This window comes from Kitasatospora sp. NPDC001683 (assembly GCF_053596495.1).
Window position 1 is genome coordinate 1 of record NZ_JBSFGK010000022.1, and the last position, 17,562, is coordinate 17,562.

Genomic DNA, 17,562 nt, shown 5'->3' on the forward strand with positions numbered 1-17,562 from the left:
TTCTCAAGGAACGGACGCTTCCTTCGGACCGCCTTCCAGCGGGCCCTCCGGGCGCTTCGTTCTTTCGTGTTTCCAGCTTATCAGATGTTTTCCGCTCCGTTTTCCGGGGCTTCGTCATCCAACTCGCTGCTGCCTTCCGACGCTTGACGCCCCGTCCGACGTTTCAAACTCTAGCCGATCCCCGCTCCGAAAAGCGAATCCAGCCGAGTCCGACCGCAATCCGATAAAACGCGCACACCGAATACGCACCGAGCCGCGACGCGAGAACGCGAAACGACCGGCACGAGCCGAGAAGTGGTGTTTCAAGGGATTGGCTGCCCCGGGACCGTCCGCGCCGACGCGTGTCCGGTGCTCCCTGCCAGGCAACTCGAAGAACACTAGACCTGTGGTCTTGCCGAGTCAAGCTCCGCAACCGAATTCTCGGCGCCCTCCTCCGTCGGCAGCTGGAAGGCCAGGACGGCGACGTCGTCGTCGTGTTCCGAGGTCACGCCCATCGCCCGCAGCAGCCGGGCGCAGATCACCTCGGGGGCGCCGACCGCGCCGGTGAGGGTGCGGGCCAGCAGGTCGAGTCCCTGGTCGATGTCCTCGTCGCGGCGCTCGACCAGGCCGTCCGTGTAGAGGACGCCGGTCGTACCGGGGAGCAGGCGCAGGGTGTGGGAGACGTGCAGGCCGCCGCCGGTACCGAGCGGGGGGCCGTTCTGTTCCTCGCTGCGCAGGATGGTGCCGTCGGGGCAGCGCAGCAGCATGGGGAGGTGGCCGGCCGAGGCATAGGAGAGGGTGCGGTGCTGCGGGTCCCAGACCGCGTAGGTGCAGGTGGCGATCTGGTTGGCGTCGATCTCCATGGCGAGGCCGTCGAGCAGGCACATCACCTCGTGCGGGGGCAGGTCGAGGCGGGCGTAGGCGCGCACGGCGGTGCGCAGCTGGCCCATCACGGCGGCCGCTCGCAGGCCCCGGCCCATGACGTCGCCGATGACGAGTGCGGTGCGCCCGCCGGCGATGGCGATGACGTCGTACCAGTCGCCGCCGACCGCGGCCTCGGCGCCGCCCGGCTGGTAGGTGGCGGCGACCCGCAGGTCGGCGGGCTGGTCGAGCTTCTGCGGGAGCAGGCTGCGCTGGAGGGTGACGGCGGCCTCGCGCTGACGGCGTTCGGCTTCGCGCAGGCGGGCGGCGGCGAGGACCTGGTCGGTGACCTCGGCGGCGAAGATCAGGACTCCGGCGGGCGGGCCCTCGGTGGGGGTGTCTCCGGTCTCGCCGGAGCCGAGCGGGACGCAGGAGACGTTGTAGTAGCGGTTGCCGGTGAGGCCGAGGATGCAGCGGGCCTTGACGCTGCGGGGGCGGCCGCCGCGGATGACCTGGTCCATCAGGGGCAGGACGCCCATGGTGGCGAGTTCGGGGAGGGCCTCGCCCGCGGGCAGGCCGGTGGGGCGGTCGCCGAAGAGTTCGCGGTAGGCGCGGTTGGCGTAGCCGAGCTGGTGGAGCGGGCCGTAGGTGACGGCGACCGGGGCCGGGATGCGGTTGAGGACCTCGCGCAGGTTCTGGGGTTTGTGCGGTTCGAGGAGCTCGACCGTGGTGGTGGGGCTGGTCGGGTCGCGGGGGCTGGGTACGACGACGCCGTCGGTGGAGGGCGTGCCCTCGTCGGTGCCGGCCCCGTTGGGTGGGGCGGCACGCCAGGGGACTCCGGTGAGCCGGGCGCTCCAGCGCATGAGGTTCAAACGACGGCCGCTTCCTCGTTTTCCAGACATATCATCACTTTTTGTGCGCACGTCAGCACACGGGGTAATGACCAGTTCGGGCTGATCCTGTCAGGCGGAGGGCCGGTTCCGGAAGTCGCGCGCCCGGCGTGGCCGTCGGATCGGCCGTCGGCCCCGGCCGACCGGGGCGTTCACCGGGGCCCTTCCGGTCCGGGGCCGGGCGGTCGGCCCGCTCCGGAATCGAAACCGTCCTCGAAGACCGCACGCGGGTGCTCCATCGCCCCCAGGGAAACCACCTCGCGGGAGAACACCCCGCCCAGCACCCAGTCCATCAGCACCCGCGCCCGGCGCTCCGCGCTCGGCAGCCGCCGCAGGTGCCGCGCCCGGTGCAGCCACCACGCCCGCCGGCCGGTGATCCGCCCGCCGCGCCGGGTGTGGGCGACGGCCCGGTGCAGGCCGAGCGAGGTCGAGCAGGCGGCGGGGCCGGGCCGGTACCCGACCAGCCCAGGCGCGTGCGGTCCGCCGTCCAGGGCCACCGCGATGTTGCGGGCGAGCAGCTCGGCCTGGGCGACGGCGTGCTGGGCGTTGGGCGCGCAGGGGGCGCCGTCCGCGTGCGGATCGGGTACGGCGGCGCCGTCGCCGGCCGCCCAGACGCCCGGCAGGGCGCGCCCGTCCGGGCCGATGGCCTGCAGGGTGGCCAGACAGCGGACCCGGCCGAGGGCGTCCAGCGGCAGATCGGTGTCGCGCAGCATCGGGGAGGGCCGGACGCCCGCTGTCCAGACCAGGGTGCGGGCGCCGAAGCGGCTGCCGTCGGAGAGCGCGGCCACCCCGCCGACGGCGGACTCCAGGGTGGTGCGCAGCCGGATGTCGACGCCGCGTTCGCGCAGCTGGCCGAGGGTGTGCTCGGCGAGTTCGGGCGACTCCTCGGCGAGGATCCGGTCGGTCGTCTCGACCAGCACCCAGCGCAGGTCCTCGGCGCGGACGTTGTGGTAGCTCCGTACGGCGGTGCGGGCCATGTCCTCCAGTTCGGCGAGCGCGCCGACGCCCGCGTAGCCTGCGCCGACGAAGACGAAGGTGAGCGCGGACTGCCGCAGGGCTGGGTCGCGGGTGGCGGAGGCGAGGTCGAGCTGCTCCAGCACGTGGTTGCGCAGGTGGACCGCGTCACCGACGGTGGAGAAGCCGAGCCCGTGCTCGGCCAGGCCCGGCACCGGGGCGGTCCGGGAGACCGAGCCGGGGGCCAGCACCAGGACGTCGTAAGGGAGTTCGAGCGGCGCCGGGGGCTCGCCGGGGCCCGCGGCGTCGGCCAGGGCGCGGCGGGCGGCGTGTTCGATCCGGGTGATCCGGGCGGTCAGCACCCGGCAGTCCGGCAGGGCCCGGCGCAGCGGGACGACCACGTGCCGCGGGTCGATCGAGCCGGCCGCGACCTCGGCCAGCAGCGGGTGGTAGGTGGAGTAGGCGTGGGGTTCGACGACGGTGATCTCCACCTCGCCGCGCCGCAGCCGCTCCCGCAGGCCACGCTGGAGATGGAGCGCGGTGGCCATCCCCGCGCAGCCGCCGCCGGCGATCAGGATCCTGATGGTGCACCTCCTGCCGATGTGACGTTTCGTCCCGGCCCCGGGCGTCCGACGGCCGGGGGGGTGTCCCCCCATCACGCCCCCTATGAAGGACCGGCGGAGGTGGTCTTGTCCACAGTCCGTACCGGGCTGGTTGTGACGGAAGTGACGGCCGTGGCCAGTTGTGCTCGCCGGGCGACTTTCTGACGCACTTTCGGCCTCGAAGAGCCGTGAACTATGGTCGGATTGTGTGCTGGAGCGGCCACCGCCATGACAACCGGCGGCGACGCACCGTGGAGCGGCCACTACGGCCAGTTCCAGCATTGGCGCGAGAACCCGACTGGGGAACAGTCATCCGGGGAAGGGTAGTTCCCGGACGAGGCCCCGGGCGGTGCCGACGCACCGAGCCGGACGTCAAGGCGGCCCGGCGGCACGACCGTGGTCACCGGAACGGGACGGGCGGCACGAGCGATGGGTCATCTGGTCATTTCTGACGGGCTGAGCTGCACCGGGGGGTGCAGGGGCGGGCGACGACAGGGTCCGGTTTCGGACGCCTGCGGGGGAGAGTTGGGATGATGGAACAGAAGCAGGTGTTGGGGCGGGCGGGCGCACCGCACGCCGGACAGGGCGTGGTGCCGGAGCAGCGGGGCCCGGTGGACCTGCCGCAGGGCGGGATGACGTACGCGGCCGTCCCGTACCGGGCGGAGCCCCCGCAGACCACCGCGCCGGTACCCGGGGCCCGGTTGCGGGTGGACGCCCGGCGGAACCTCGAGAGCGTGCTGCGGGCCGCCCGGGAGGTGTTCGGCGAGTTCGGCTACGGCGCTCCGATGGAGGAGGTCGCACGCCGGGCCGGGGTCGGGGTCGGCACGGTCTACCGGCGCTTCCCGAGCAAGGAGGTGCTGGTCCAGCGGATCGCCGCCGAGGAGGTGGCCTGGCTGACCGCGCAGGCGCGGGAGTCGCTGTACGGCGGCGACGGCGCCTGGGAGGCGCTGGCCGGGTACCTCGCCCGGGCCGTGAGCACCGGCGCCGGGCGGCTGTTGCCGCCGGAGGCGTTCCGGTACGCGGAGGAGCTGGGCCGGGTGGCCGAGCAGCGGGCGCCGGAACCGCCGGCGGCCGTCCGCTTCGACCTGCGCGGCGAGGAGGCTCGGTCCGGGGCGGCGGTCGATCCCTCGTCGGCGGACGCCGATCCCCGGCTGCTGCTACAGCTGTTGGCGGCCCTGGTGGCGCGGGCGGGTGCGGCCGGCGAGCTGCGGCCGGGCGTCACGGTGTCGGACGTGGTGCTGGTGCTGACCGCGTCGGTGCCGGTGCACGCGGCGCGCCCCTCGGTCTCGGCGCCGACGGCGGCCGGGTTCACGGCGATTGGGCCGCAGACGGACGGTCAACCGGCCGCGGGGCCGTCGGACCGGCTGCTGCAGATCCTGTTGGACGGTCTGCGGGCGCGCTGATCCGGTGTCCGACCCCGGCCTTCGCGGTCGGCCTCCGCGGTCGGACAGCGGACGGCCAGCGGACGGGACCTCGGTGCGGCGAACGGGCTGCGGCCGTCGCGTCGGGCAGGCACGGTCGACGCGCCGGACGGGCACGAAAGTTGAACGGGACACCGGCGCGCGCACAGGGCACGCGCGCCGGGTGCGGGCGTCGCGCGACCCACCGCCGCACGCTGGGCGAACCATCCGCGACGGCCCCTCGGAAGAGTGGGTACCGGCCGGTCCGGCTACCACCCGCCCCTGCGCTATGCCATCCTTTGCCCGTGGTTGGAGCCAATGTCCCGATGCGCGCCCTTCGCGCGCCGTCGGCGCCGTACGCCGGGGAACCGTGCACCTACGCACTCCCGCGCGCCCTGCCACACTACGGGGGCTGTCGTGGAATCTGGGGTCCGTTGTGAGCGCCGAGGAACAGAACGACTACGGGTACGGCCTCGACTTCGGGGGTCTCTCCGGTAGTACGGCCGAGGGATCCGCCGCAGGACCCGGTGGTAGCGGCGCCACCCAAGTCCCGGGCCCCGCCACCGGTTCGGGCGCTGCCACCGGTTCGGGTGCCGCGGCCGGTTCGGGTGCCGGGCACGTCCCGGACCAGGGCGGATGGCCCGGCCGCGAGTCGCTCTCCGCCTCCTCCACCCCGCTGCCGCCCGGTCGGGTGCCCGGCCAGGCCCCGGCGGGCCGGGGCGGCGTCGCCCCCGAGGCGTTCGTCGGCGACGGCCGCCCGGCCCGCCCGACCGTACCCGCCCCCGCCGACCCGGTGGACGGCGAGCGCCCGCCCTCCGACGCCGAGTTGACCGCCCGGGTCCGGGCCGGCGACGACACCGCGTACGAGGAGATCTACCTCCGGCACGTCCACTCGGTGCGCCGCTACGCCCGCACCTGCTGCCGGGACAGCTTCACCGCAGAGGACCTCGCGGGCGAGGTCTTCGCCCGCACCCTGCAGGCGCTCAAGGCGGGCAAGGGACCGGAGTTCGCCGTCCGCGCCTACCTGCTGACCGCGGTGCGCAACGTCGCAGCCGCCTGGACCCGCAGCGAGCGGCGCGAACAACTCGTCGACGACTTCGGCGCGTTCGCCCAGAGCTCGGCCGCCGTGGTCGACTTCGACCTAGCCGACCCGGGCGCCGACGCCTGGGCGATGGCGATGGCCGACCAGCGGATGGTCATGCGGGCCTACGCCGAGCTGCCCGAGGACGACCGGGTGGTGCTCTGGCACACCGAGGTCGAGCGGGAGTCGCCGAAGACCGTCGCCGTGATGCTCGGCAAGACCGCCAACGCCACCGCCGTCCAGGCGCACCGGGCCCGCGACCGGCTGGCCGCCGGTTTCCTCCAGGCACACGTCTCCGGCAGCCAGGACAGCACCTGCGAGGCGTACGCCAACCGGCTCGGGGCGTACGCGCGCGGCTCGCTGCGCAAGCGGGCCTCGGCGGAGGTCGGACGCCACCTCAAGGAGTGCGACCGCTGCACGGCGGCCTGCCTCGAACTCACCGAGATCAACACCGGTCTGCGCGCGCTGCTGCCCGGCGGCGTGCTGGTCTGGATCGGGGTCGGCGGGTTCGGCGCCGCCGCGGCCGCGGTGGGCGGTGCCGCCGCGGTCGGCGGTGCCGCCGCGGCGGGATCGGCGGTGGCCGGGTCCTCGGGGACGGCCGCGGGGACGGCCGGTGCTTCGGGTTCGGCCGGTGCGGCGGGGGCCTCGGGTGCGGCGGGGGCTTCCGGCGCTTCGGGTGGTTCCGGCGGGAGCGCGGCCGGTGCGGTGGCCGGCGAGGGCCTGGGGACCGCCGCCAAGGCCGGGGTCGCCACCGCCGTCGCGGTGGCGGCCGCCGCGGTGGCCGCATACGCGCTGACCGGCTCGCCCGAGCCGAAGCTCCCCGTGGCCGCTCCCCCGGTCGCCTCCGCCCCGGCCTCGCCCGCCCCCGTGGTGCCCGCGCCCGCTCCGCCGGCCCCGATGCCCAGCAGCGCCGCCCCGGCCCCCGAGCAGCCCGCGGCCAGCCCGAGCGCGAGCCCCAGTCCGAAGCCGGCCCCGAAGTCGACCCGGGCCCAGGCCCCGGCGGCCACCCGGGCCCCGCGGCGCGAGCCGACTCCGGAGCCGACCACCGTGTCGACCACCGCGTCGACCACCGCGTCGACCACCGAGGCACCGGTCATCCCGACCCCGACCCCGCCGACCCTCCCGCCGGTGCCGACGCCGGAGGTGCCAGTCATCCCGACGCCCACCGTCCCGCCGGTGCCGACGCCGACCGTCACCCCGCCGACCCCGCCCGCGCCCAGCGACTTCTGGGGCGACACGCTGCCCGTGGTCAAACCCGGCCACCACCGGGTGCCCCCGGAGGGCCCGAGCATCCGGCAGAAGGGCAGCGACAGGTTCTGGCAGCGCGACGGCGGCTGGATCGGCGGCGAGTACCACCCGCACGCCATCACCGTGCACGCGCCGGCCACCACGCTGATCGACCTCAACCGCAGCTGCACGTCCTTCGACGCGGTCGCCGGGGTGGACGACGCCACGCTCAGCCCCGGCGCGGTGGTCTTCACCGTCCAGGGCGGCGACGGCACCACCCTGTGGCGCTCCCCGGCCCTCAGCGCCGGGGACGACGCGGTGCCGGTGCACGTGCCGCTGGCCGGGCGGACGTCGATCCGGCTGGTGGTCACGCCGGTGCACGGGATCTGGTCGGCGCTGAACCTCGCGGACTGGGCGCAGGCCCGGTTCAGGTGCTCGTAGCGCTGGTCACGGCTCGGGCACGGGCCCGTTCCGGAGGCCGCTGACGGCTCCCCGGGAACGGGCCCCGGATCCTGCGGTCCTGTTCAGATGGCGCAGGAACCGTCCGCGCAGGCCTCCCCGGCCGGGGCGACCGGCACCGGCGCCGGGCGGCGCTCGCCGATCTCGGCGGCGACCTGCTCCAGCACCTTGCGGAAGGTCTCGGCCTCCTGCCCGCCCTGGACCGCCCACTTGCCCTCGAACACGAAGGTCGGCACGGCGCTGATGCCCAGCTCACGGGCCTCGGCCAGCTGGGCGCGGACCTCGGCGGTGCCCTCGTCGCCCGCCAGGTAGGCGGTCACCCGCTCGCGGTCCAGGCCCGCCGCCACGGCGACGTCGGCCAGCGCGGCGCGGTCGCCGACGTCCACGCCGTCGGTGAAGTGCGCCTTCAGCAGCGCCTCCTTGAGCCGGCCCTGCGCCTCGGCACCGTACTCGGTCTCGGCGAGGTGCAGCAGGCGGTGGCCCAGGAAGGTGTTGGCGTGCAGGGCGGCGTCGAAGTCGTACCTGATGCCCTCGGTGAGGCCCAGCTCGGCCACCCGCGCGTCCATCGCGACCGACTGCGGACCGTAGCGCTCGGCCAGCCAGGCTCGGTGCGGGCTCGCCGTCGCGGGCGCGTCCGGGACCAGCTGGTACGGGCGGTAGACGACCTCGACGTCCTCCTTGCCCGGGAAGTCCGCCAGGGCCTGCTCGAAGCGGCGCTTGCCGATGTAGCACCAGGGGCAGGCGATGTCGGACCAGATCTCGACCTTCATGTTCGGGGGGCTCCAGGGGGCGTCGCGGGCGGATGTACGGGATGGGTGAACGATGAACCATCTCGGTACATTCCCGACACCGCCGACTCAGCCCTCCGCGGGCGCCGGCACCACCAGGACCGGGCAGGCCGCGTGGTGCACCGCCGCCGAGCTCACCGAACCCAGCAGCAGCCGGGCGAAGCCCCCGTTGCCCCGGGTGCCCACCACGAGCGTGTGCTGCCGGGTCGACGCCTCCAGCAGCACCTCGATCACGTTGCCCAGGACCACGTGCAGCGACAGCTCCCCCGCGTACGGTCGGACCCGCTGCCGCAGCACGGCCGCCACCGCCCGGCGCAGTCCGTCCGCCATGCTCTCGACCAGCGTCTCCACGCTCTCCTGCACCAGCTCCGCCATCCCCGGCGGGTAACCGGCCGGCGCCGGGTTCACCACGGCCAGCACGTACAGCGGCAGCCCGAACAGCTCCGCCTCCGTCATCGCCCGGTCCAACGCCCACAGCGACCCGTCCGAGCCGTCACACGCCGCCAGCACCCCGGGCGGCCGCCCCGACGGCGGCCGCCCGAGCACCGACAGCACCACGGGAACCTCCTGCCCCGGGCTCACACCGGCCACCACGCACACTCCTCACCGCGGACTCACAGCCCCGCCATCATCACCCGCCCGGCGGGACGGCTCGGGACAGCCGCGCCGGACGAGGGGGGCGGGGCATGCCGACCCGGCGGGACGGCTCGGGACAGCCGGGCCGAAGCATGGGGTGGAGTCCGTCCGGGTTGGACGATCGGGAGGGATGAGCGCTGCGAGCCGCGGTGCCATCGGGCCGGCCGCTGCTGTCGCAGGTCGGTCGGGGCCGTGGATGTGTAGGCAACCGGTGGGCGCGAGATGGCCGGTCGGCCGGGCACGGTCCCTCTTGGCGGCGAGGGACGACGGGTCGAGCTCGGGCGTGCCGGGCCGGCGCGACCGGTGGCGGGCCTGGGAGCAGTCAGGGAGTGAGGGCCGGGGGGTGGGGGTGGGGGAGGCCGGTCCAGCAGGCGCCGTGGCGGCGGGCGCGGAGGCGGCGGAGCCAGAGTTCGGTGGAGACCAGGTCGGCGAGGCCGGCGAGGGCGGCCGGGGAGAGGGGGGTGGTGGGGTCGGCGGAGTGGGCGAGGCCGGCGCGGACCGCGGGGAGGTCGATGAGGCCGGCTTCGGCGAGGAGGGGGGCGTCGAAGAGTTCGGCGAGGCCGTCGGCGGCGAGGCGCAGGCCGGCCCGGGTGGGGGCGGTGCGGTCGGGGCGGGGGCCGCGGCCCCAGTCGGGGGGCAGGTCGGTGCGGCCAGCGCCGGTGAGGACGGCGTGCAGGAGGGCGTGCCGGGCGCCGGGTTGGAGGCGGACGTCGTCGGGGAGCAGCCGGGCGGCGCGGACCACCTGGTTGTCGAAGAAGGGTGCGTGCAGGCGCTGGCCGGGTCGTTCGGCGGCGTGCACGAGCGTGCGGTAGGAGCGCGCCTGGCGGTGGAGGGCGTGCCGGGCGCGGTGTGCGCCGGGGTGTTCCTCGGGCGCCGGTTTGCGCGCCGCCAGTCGCAGCCGGAGGGCCACCGAGGAGAGCGCCTCGTCGGAGAGCCAGCGGGCGGCCGGGCCGGGGACGCACCAGGCGAGGTCGACGGCCGAGCGGTCGCCCGCCGTGCCCGCGCCGTCCGGGACGTGGCGGGCGGTCAGTTTGGCGGCCGCCTCGTCCAGCGCCTCGGCGTAGCGGACCCGGGAGAGCCGGTGGGCGGCCCGGACCACGGTGAGCGGGGTGCGCAGCGCGCCGGCGAGTACGCCCGCCGCCGCCCGGTCGACTCCCGCCAGTGCCGCGACCGGGGGCAGGAGTTCGCGGGGCCGCCCGGTCCGGATGAGGTCGGCGAGCCGCGCCGGGTGGCCGTCCAGGACCTGGCGGGCGCCGTAGCCGGTGAGGTGGTCGGTGCCGCCGGCGTCGAAGCGGGCCTGGGCGCGGGCGGCGGCGACGAGTTCGGGTCCCGGTTCGTCGGTGAGCGGTCCGGACTGGGGGTCGGCGCGCAGTACGGCGTACGGGAGGGTGTCCGGGCCGGGGGCGAGCACGGTGTGCCGCAGCCTGGGGGTGTCGGGGGTGAGCGCGAGGGTGGTGGGCGGCTCGGTCTCGCCGAGCGTGACGGCGGCCAACTGCTCGGGGGCGGACGGTTCCTGGGCGGTTTCCCGGACCCAGGATCCCTTGACAGCGCCGCTCCTGATCCCGGCCCCGCTCCTGCCCCAGGCGCTGCTACCGGCGCCGTTCCTGGCGCCGACCGCGAGCGGCGCGGTCCCGACGACCGGGGGCACCGGTGGCAGCGGCACGGCGGCGGCGAGCAGGGCGACGGTGGCGGAGGCGGTGCCGTAGGAGAGGTCGACGCCGAGCCGGGCGCGCCCGGCGGGGCCGGCGGCCGGTGTGCTGGTGCGGACCCGGGAGCGGACGGATTCCAGCAGGGCGCGGGTGAGTTCGCGGATGGCGGGCGCCTCGTCGCGCGGCTGTTCGGCGCCGGGCGGCTCGTCGTAGGCGTCGAGGTACGGGCGGCCGCCGCGGATGGCGAGCACGTGGCCGGGCGGCACCCGTTGGACGCCCAGGTACGGCGTGCCGGTGCCGAGCGCCTCCGGGGACTCGGGGCAGGCGAGCCGGGCGGCGAGGTGGCCGGTGTCGAGTGCGGCGCCGACCAGGTCGGCGAGCGGGAGGGCGGCGGTGGCGTACGCGGTGCCGCCGGCCCAGGGGGTGTGGAAGACGGGCTGGGCGCCCGCGAGGTCGGTGAGCAGCAGGGTGGAGCGGGTGCCGGTGCGCAGCACCACGGTGTAGCTGCCGGGCCAGGCGGTCAGGTGGCGGACGGCGCCGCCGCGGGCGGCGGCGAGGCCGGCGGCGAGTTCGGCGTCGGTGGCTCCGCAGTGGCCGAGGACGGCGAGCCGGGTGGTGGCGGGGGTGTCCTCGACCGGGTCGGGGGCGGTCGGGCCGGTGCTGACGGCGGCGGGGGCGCCGGGGCGGAGGGTGACCAGGCGGATCTCCTCGGGCCGCCAGTCGCCCACGGCCCAGAGCGGGTTGGGGCCGGTCCACAGGGGCCGCGCGGCGATCGGCGCGACCGTGGCGAGGGCTTCGTGCGCCGGCGCACCCGCCCGGGGCGTGCCCGTGCTCCAGCCCGTCAGCCACCGCATCGCGCCTCCACCGGACGAGGACCTGCACTCGCGCGGCGCGTCCGGCGCCGGGCGGGCGGCCGGGTGGGGTGCCGGGGCGGCCCGCCCGCGCGTCCGGGCGTGCCCTCGTTCCGGCGCGCCGTCAGGAGACATGGTGCCACCACCGCACGCGGCCGGGGTCGGTGTTGTCGGTTCCGTTTCCGTTTCGCCGGCGCTGCGGCACCTCTCGAACGGGACTCGACAGGACTCCGGCGCGGATGGATTCGGGCGGGCCGGGCCTCCCCCTCCCTGGCCCGGACCGCCCGGGCGCCGCCCTTGGCATGGGCATCGCGAGATGGCCGAAAGGCGTCGCCCCGCCCGGGAGGGCATCCGCATGCCCTCCCGGACTTCACCGCCGCCCGCGGGGATTGTGGCGGCGGCATCCCCCGGCCCGCCGGGTCCTCGACGGCGGGCCGACCCACGACCACCAGCGAATCGCCGAGCAGCCGGTCGAGCCAGGGGGCACGGCCGGGCGCACGTGAACACGGGACCGGAGCACGGCGCTCCGGCGCGCGGCGCGGCCGAACCGCTCCGGGTGGTCCGGACCAACCGCCGCAACGGCCGGGTGCGGCGGCGCCGGGTGCGCGATCCCGCCATCCGGAATGCGGCCTCTTAACCGTCGGAACGCGTCCGACTACTCTAGGTACAGCAGCTACGGCCCGGTGCCGCCCGGGCCCCGCGCACAAGGCCGCAGGAGGTGCCGCCGCCACCATGACCGTCAGCCCACGAGGACCGAACGAACGGCTCGGCACGCTCCTGACCCTCGCCCAGATCAGCAACGCCGGCCTGGCCCGCCGGGTCAACGACCTGGGCGCCCAGCGCGGGTTGACGCTGCGCTACGACAAGACCTCGGTCGCCCGCTGGGTCAGCAAGGGCATGGTCCCGCAGGGGCCCGTCCCGCACCTGATCGCCACCGCGATCGGCGGCAAGCTCGGCCGGCCCGTCCCGCTGGAGGAGATCGGCCTGGGCGACACCGACCCGGCGCCCGAACTCGGCCTGGCCTTCCCGCGCGACGTCGCCGACGCCGTGCGCTCCGCCACCGACCTGTTCCGGGTCGACCTCGACCTGCGCCGCGGCCCCGGTGGCGGCCGCTGGAGCGACAGCCTGGCCGGCACCTTCTCGGTCGCCGCGTACGCGACGCCCGTCTCCCGCTGGCTGATCAACCCGGCGGACGGCTCGGTGGCCCGCGAGGCACCCCGCTCCCCCAGCGAGAACTCCTCGTACCGGGTCGGCCACTCGGACGCCGTCAAGCTCCGCGAGGCCGCCCAGGAGGCCCGCCGCTGGGACTCCAAGTACGGCGGCGGGGACTGGCGTTCGTCGATGGTGCCGGAGTGCCTGCGGGTGGAGGCGGCGCCGCTGCTGCTGGCCTCGTACAGCGACGCGGTCGGCCGGGCGCTGTTCGGCGCGACCGCCGAACTGACCAGGCTGGCCGGGTGGATGGCCTTCGACACCGGGCAGCACGAGGCCGCCCAGCGCTACTACATCCAGGCCCTGCGGCTCGCCCGGGCCGCCGCCGACGTACCGCTCGGCGGGTACGTGCTCGCCTCGATGAGCCTGCAGGCCGGCTACCGGGGCTTCGCCGAGGAGGCCGTCGACCTCGCCCAGGCCGCGCTGGAGCGCAACCGGAGCCTGGCCACCGCCCGGACCATGAGCTTCTTCCACCTGGTGGAGGCACGCGCCCAGGCCAAGGCCCGCAATGCGGCGGCGTGTGCGACGGCGCTCGGTGCCGCGGAGAGCGCACTCGAGCGAGCGCGCGCCGGGGATCCCGATCCGGCGTGGATCGACTTCTACGCCTACGACCGGCTGGCCGCCGACGCCGCCGAGTGCTTCCGCGACCTCGGAGTGCCCTCCAAGGTCCGCCAGTTCACCCGCGAGGCGCTGGCCAAGCCCACCGAGGGCTTCGTCCGCTCGCACGGCCTGCGGCTGGTGGTCTCGGCGATGGCCGAGGCCGAGGCGGGCAACCTGGACGCCGCGGTCGCCGCCGGCGAGCGCGCCGTCGAGGTGGCCGGCCGGATCTCCTCGCAGCGCAGCCGGGAGTACGTGGTGGAGATGCTGCGCCGACTGGAGCCGTTCCAGGGTGAACGCCGGGTACGGGAGTTGACGGAGCGGGCGCGGGCGGTGATCGTCGCTCCGGCGTGAGCGGCGCGAAGCCGGCGATAAATCAGATGCGCCTGCGGGAGGGGCCTGGCTAAGGTCTCTCTCGTCCAGGTGCGCAGGCAGAGGTTACTTCCACTGTTAATGGGCGGGTCGCGGGTTCGAGTCCCGTCATCGGCTTCGGGCCGGTGTAGCTCAGTCGGTAGAGCAGCTTCGTCACCTCAGCCGACCTCGAACTCTGGACACCTACACGTGAATAGAATTCCGCACCTCCCGGTGCGACGGCAGCGGTTACTTCTGTGGAGTGCCCCTCACGGGGCGCGGTGAAGCTGAGTTCCATCGACCGCGGCCACCTTTGATCTCGGGAGGCAGTTGCGCTTCGGGGTGCCCGGTGCGCAGGCGGGGGTTACTTCGGATCTTGCGGTTCCGGGTTCAAGTCCCGGGCGTGCCGTGCGCGAGTGCGGCCGCTAGCTCAATTCGGAAGAGCACAAGGCATACACCTCCGCCGACGTCGGTCGTTGGACAACGACCGGCATGATCTCGGGCAATCCTCACCGCGGCATGCCTCCCTCCCGTAGACGACCAAGCACGCCGAGGGGGGCTGCAGCATGTCCAGGTTCAACGTCCGCAAGGCCAAGGCGAGTCCGAGCTCGCCGGTGACCACGACCGGGCGGCACGGCCTCACCCACGAGGGCGGCACCGGTTACGTCCGGGACCGCAAGTCCGAGCTGTTCCTGCTGGCCGTGGCCAACATGGTCGGCCAGGACACCTTCTACGAGCTCGGCGGCGACCGCGACGACCGCTTCACCGCGCTGGTGCGCGAACTCGCCGTCGCCGAGCCGGAGTGGACCCTCGGGCTGCTGCGCTGGCTGCGGTACGGGGCACAGATGCGCACCGCCGCGCTGGTCGGCGCCGCCGAGTTCACCCGCGCCCGACTGGCCGCGGGCGCCCACGGGTACTCCCGGCAGGCCGTCGACGCGGTGCTGCGGCGCGCCGACGAGCCCGGCGAGCTGCTCGCGTACTGGACCTCGCGCTACGGCCGGGCGCTGCCCAAGCCGCTCAAGCGCGGCGTCGCGGACGCGGTGCGGCGGCTGTACGACGCCCGCTCGCTGCTCAAGTACGACACCGCGGGCAAGGGCTACCGCTTCGGCGACGTCCTGGAGCTGACCCACCCGACGCCGGACCCGGACAAGCCCTGGCAGGGCCCGCTGTTCGCGTACGCGCTGGACCGCCGGCACCGGCCGGAGGAGGCCGTCCCGCCCGCGACCCTCCCGCTGCTGACCGCCAACCGCGAGCTGCTCGCGCTGCCGGTCGAGCAGCGCCGGGCGGCCGTGACCGCCGAGGACGGCGCGCAGCGGCTCGCCGCCGCCGGGCTGACCTGGGAGGCGCTGGCCGGCTGGCTGCAGGGCCCGCTGGACGCGGCCGCCTGGGAGGCGGTCATCCCCTCCATGGGCCCGATGGCGCTGGTCCGGAACCTGCGCAACTTCGACCGGGCCCGGGTGTCGGACGAGGTCGCGGCCGAGGTGGCCCGGCGGATCTCCGACCCGGGCGAGGTACGGCGCTCGCGCCAGTTCCCGTTCCGCTACCTGGCCGCCCACCGGCACGCGCCCTCGCTGCGGTGGGGGCACGCGCTGGAGACGGCGCTCGGCCACTCGCTCGCCAACGTGCCCGAACTGCCCGGCCGGACGCTGATCCTGGTCGACCGCTCCGGCTCGATGTTCGACCGGCCCAGCGCGCAGACCCAGCTCAACCGGGCGGACTCGGCGGCGATCTTCGGCACCGCGCTGAAGGTCCGGGCGGCCGAGGCGGACCTGGTCGAGTTCGGCAGCAGCAGCCGGGTGATCGAGGTCGGCCGCGGGGAGGCGGTGCTGCGGGTGCTGGAACGGTTCTCCGACCTCGGCGGCACCAACACCGCCGAAGCCGTCCGCACCCACTACCGGGGCCACGACCGGGTGGTGATCGTCACCGACGAACAGACCGGCTTCGGCTACCGGGGCAGCGACCCGCTCGCCGCCGTCCCGGCCCACGTTCCCGTCTACACCTGGAACCTGGCGGGCTACGTCCTGGGCCACGGCCCCAGCGGCGGCGGCAACCGGCACACCTTCGGCGGCCTGAGCGACGCGGCCTTCCGGCTGATCCCCCTCCTGGAGGCGGGGTCCGACACCGGCTGGCCCTGGGAGGTCTAGAGGTCTAGCAGCGGCCGGTGCACCGGGTCGGGGGCCCGGCGCACCGCGACCCGGCCGGACGGGGGACGGCGGTGGCGCGCGGAGTCGGGGGACTCGGCACGCGATCGCCACGGCCGGACGGGGGGTGACGGTGGCGCGGGGTCGGGGGACCCGGCGCCACCACCGACGGCCGGACCGGGGGGACCGGCCGAAGCCCCGGGACGGAGCCACCAGGGGAGGCTCCGCCCCGGACCCGAGGGGGGCGGCAGGGACACTGCCGCCCACCTCGGCATGCCACCCGCCGGACCACGGCGGGCAGCTCCCGCACCAGCCGCGCCGCGCGGCGAACGGGCGGCGGGCCGCGAAGCCGCGCAGCGGAGCCTTGACGGGCCGACCGGTGCACGCGAACCTCGGCCGCGCCCGCCACCCGCCCCGCGCATCACGCGTCACGACGTCACCGGCGACCGATCCCCGCCACAGCATCACCGGCCCGGACCGGGCAACCGACGGGAAACGGGCGCCACCGCCCCCGACCCGTGGCAGCATCGGCAACGCAGGCCGGGCGGGCGGACCGCGTCGGCCCGGCATCAGGGGCGGGCAGCGGACGAGGAGCACAGGGTGGCGGACGAGTTCGATGTCGTGGTGGTCGGCGGCGGGATCGTCGGGTTGGCCACGGCCCACGCCCTGACCCGGGAACGGGCCGGGACCGGCCTGCGGGTGGCGGTGCTGGAGAAGGAGAACGGCTTCGCGGCGCACCAGACCGGGCGCAACAGCGGGGTGATCCACAGCGGCGTGTACTACCGCCCCGGCTCGTACAAGGCCCGGTTCGCCGTCGCGGGCGCCGCCGAGCTGGTCGCGTTCTGCCGCGAGCACGGCATCCCGCACGAGGTCACCGGCAAGCTGATCGTGGCGACCGACGACGCCGAGCTGCCCCGGCTGGCGGCGCTGGCCGAGCGGGGGCGGGCGAACGGCATCCCGGTCACCGAGCTGGACCGGGCCGGGATCGCCCGCTACGAGCCGGAGGTCGCCGGGCGGGCCGGGCTGCACGTGGCCACGACCGGCATCTGCGACTTCCCGGCCGTCGCGACCACGTACGCCCGGCTGGCCCGGGACGCGGGCGCCGAGCTGCGGCCCGGTACCGAGGTGCGGACGCTCGTCCGGCGCCGGGACCGGGTGACGGTCGGCACCGCCGACGGGGAGCTGCGCTGCCGGGTGCTGGTGAACTGCGCCGGGCTGCACAGCGACCGGATCGCCCGGCTGGCCGGGGACGACCCGGGGGTGCGGATCGTGCCGTTCCGCGGTGAGTACTACGAACTGGCCGAGAAGCGCCGGGAGCTGGTGCGCGGACTGGTCTACCCGGTGCCCGATCCGGCCTTCCCCTTCCTCGGCGTGCACCTGACCCGGGGCATCCACGGGGAGGTCCACGTCGGCCCGAACGCGGTGCCCGCCCTGGCCCGCGAGGGGTACGACCGGCGCACCGTCCGCCCGCGCGACCTGGCCGAGACCCTGGCCTTCCCCGGCACCTGGCGGATCCTCCGGCGGCACTGGCGGTACGAGGTGGGCGAGTTGCACCGTTCGCTGTCCAAGCGGGCGTTCACCACCGCCGTCCAACGGCTGCTGCCCGCCGTGACCGCCGCGGACCTGGTGCCGGCCGCCGCCGGGGTGCGGGCGCAGGCGGTGGCCCGGGACGGCTCGCTGCTGGACGACTTCGCCTTCGCGGGCTTCGACCCGGAGGACCCGCGCTCCCCGCGCCGCACGGTGCACGTGCTGAACGCCCCCTCCCCCGCCGCGACGGCCTCGCTGCCGATCGGCCGCGAGGTCGCCCGCCGGGCCCTGGCCGCCCTGGAGGCCGGCGGATGAGTCCTGTCACAGGCCCTGCGGAACGGCCCCCGAAGCCCCGTAGAC

9 protein-coding genes, 1 tRNA gene and 1 pseudogene are annotated in these 17,562 nt (G+C 75.6%); 6 read left to right on the plus strand and 5 right to left on the minus strand.

Annotated elements, in window-relative coordinates:
• Positions 1-419: 419 nt before the first annotated feature.
• Positions 420-1,712, minus strand: a pseudogene (locus ACWCYO_RS14345) (SpoIIE family protein phosphatase); the annotation flags it as partial.
• Positions 1,713-1,882: 170 nt separating this feature from the next.
• Positions 1,883-3,232, minus strand: a complete 1,350-nt coding sequence (locus ACWCYO_RS14350; protein WP_449784423.1) for an NAD(P)/FAD-dependent oxidoreductase — start codon at positions 3,230-3,232, stop codon at positions 1,883-1,885.
• A gap of 686 nt (positions 3,233-3,918) precedes the next feature.
• On the opposite strand from ACWCYO_RS14350, the gene ACWCYO_RS14355 reads away from it, so the two are divergent.
• Both ACWCYO_RS14355 and ACWCYO_RS14360 read left to right on the plus strand, forming a co-directional pair.
• Positions 3,919-4,689 carry a TetR/AcrR family transcriptional regulator gene (locus tag ACWCYO_RS14355; protein WP_449784467.1) on the plus strand — a complete coding sequence of 257 codons (771 nt, stop codon included), beginning with the start codon at positions 3,919-3,921 and terminating at the stop codon, positions 4,687-4,689.
• Positions 4,690-5,122: 433 nt separating this feature from the next.
• The gene (locus ACWCYO_RS14360) at positions 5,123-7,435 is read left to right on the plus strand and encodes a sigma-70 family RNA polymerase sigma factor (protein ID WP_449784424.1); all 2,313 of its coding nucleotides are present in this window, start codon (positions 5,123-5,125) and stop codon (positions 7,433-7,435) included.
• A gap of 83 nt (positions 7,436-7,518) precedes the next feature.
• Here ACWCYO_RS14360 and ACWCYO_RS14365 read toward each other — a convergent pair whose 3' ends face one another.
• The 3 genes from ACWCYO_RS14365 to ACWCYO_RS14375 form a co-directional block, all read right to left on the minus strand.
• Positions 7,519-8,223 (minus strand): DsbA family oxidoreductase, encoded by a 705-nt coding sequence (locus ACWCYO_RS14365; protein WP_449784425.1) that lies wholly within the window; start codon positions 8,221-8,223, stop codon positions 7,519-7,521.
• Between the two features lie 87 nt (positions 8,224-8,310).
• A complete protein-coding gene (locus ACWCYO_RS14370) occupies positions 8,311-8,832 on the minus strand; it encodes a universal stress protein (RefSeq protein ID WP_270145099.1) in 522 nt (173 codons plus the stop codon).
• Between the two features lie 367 nt (positions 8,833-9,199).
• Entirely contained in the window at positions 9,200-11,380 is a 2,181-nt protein-coding gene (locus ACWCYO_RS14375) for an asparagine synthase-related protein (protein WP_449784426.1), read from the minus strand.
• A 729-nt stretch (positions 11,381-12,109) separates the two neighbouring features.
• Between ACWCYO_RS14375 and ACWCYO_RS14380 the strand changes: the two genes are divergently transcribed.
• From ACWCYO_RS14380 to lhgO, 4 genes are all read left to right on the plus strand, one after another.
• Positions 12,110-13,537, plus strand: a complete 1,428-nt coding sequence (locus tag ACWCYO_RS14380) for an MFS transporter (protein ID WP_270145103.1) — start codon at positions 12,110-12,112, stop codon at positions 13,535-13,537.
• A gap of 7 nt (positions 13,538-13,544) precedes the next feature.
• A tRNA-Asn gene (locus ACWCYO_RS14385) sits at positions 13,545-13,675 on the plus strand.
• 425 nt (positions 13,676-14,100) lie between these two features.
• The gene (locus ACWCYO_RS14390) at positions 14,101-15,678 is read left to right on the plus strand and encodes a TROVE domain-containing protein (RefSeq protein ID WP_449784427.1); all 1,578 of its coding nucleotides are present in this window, start codon (positions 14,101-14,103) and stop codon (positions 15,676-15,678) included.
• 597 nt (positions 15,679-16,275) lie between these two features.
• Positions 16,276-17,517, plus strand: coding sequence for an L-2-hydroxyglutarate oxidase (lhgO, locus tag ACWCYO_RS14395; RefSeq protein ID WP_449784428.1), 1,242 nt, complete (start codon positions 16,276-16,278; stop codon positions 17,515-17,517).
• The last annotated feature ends 45 nt before the right edge of the window (positions 17,518-17,562 follow it).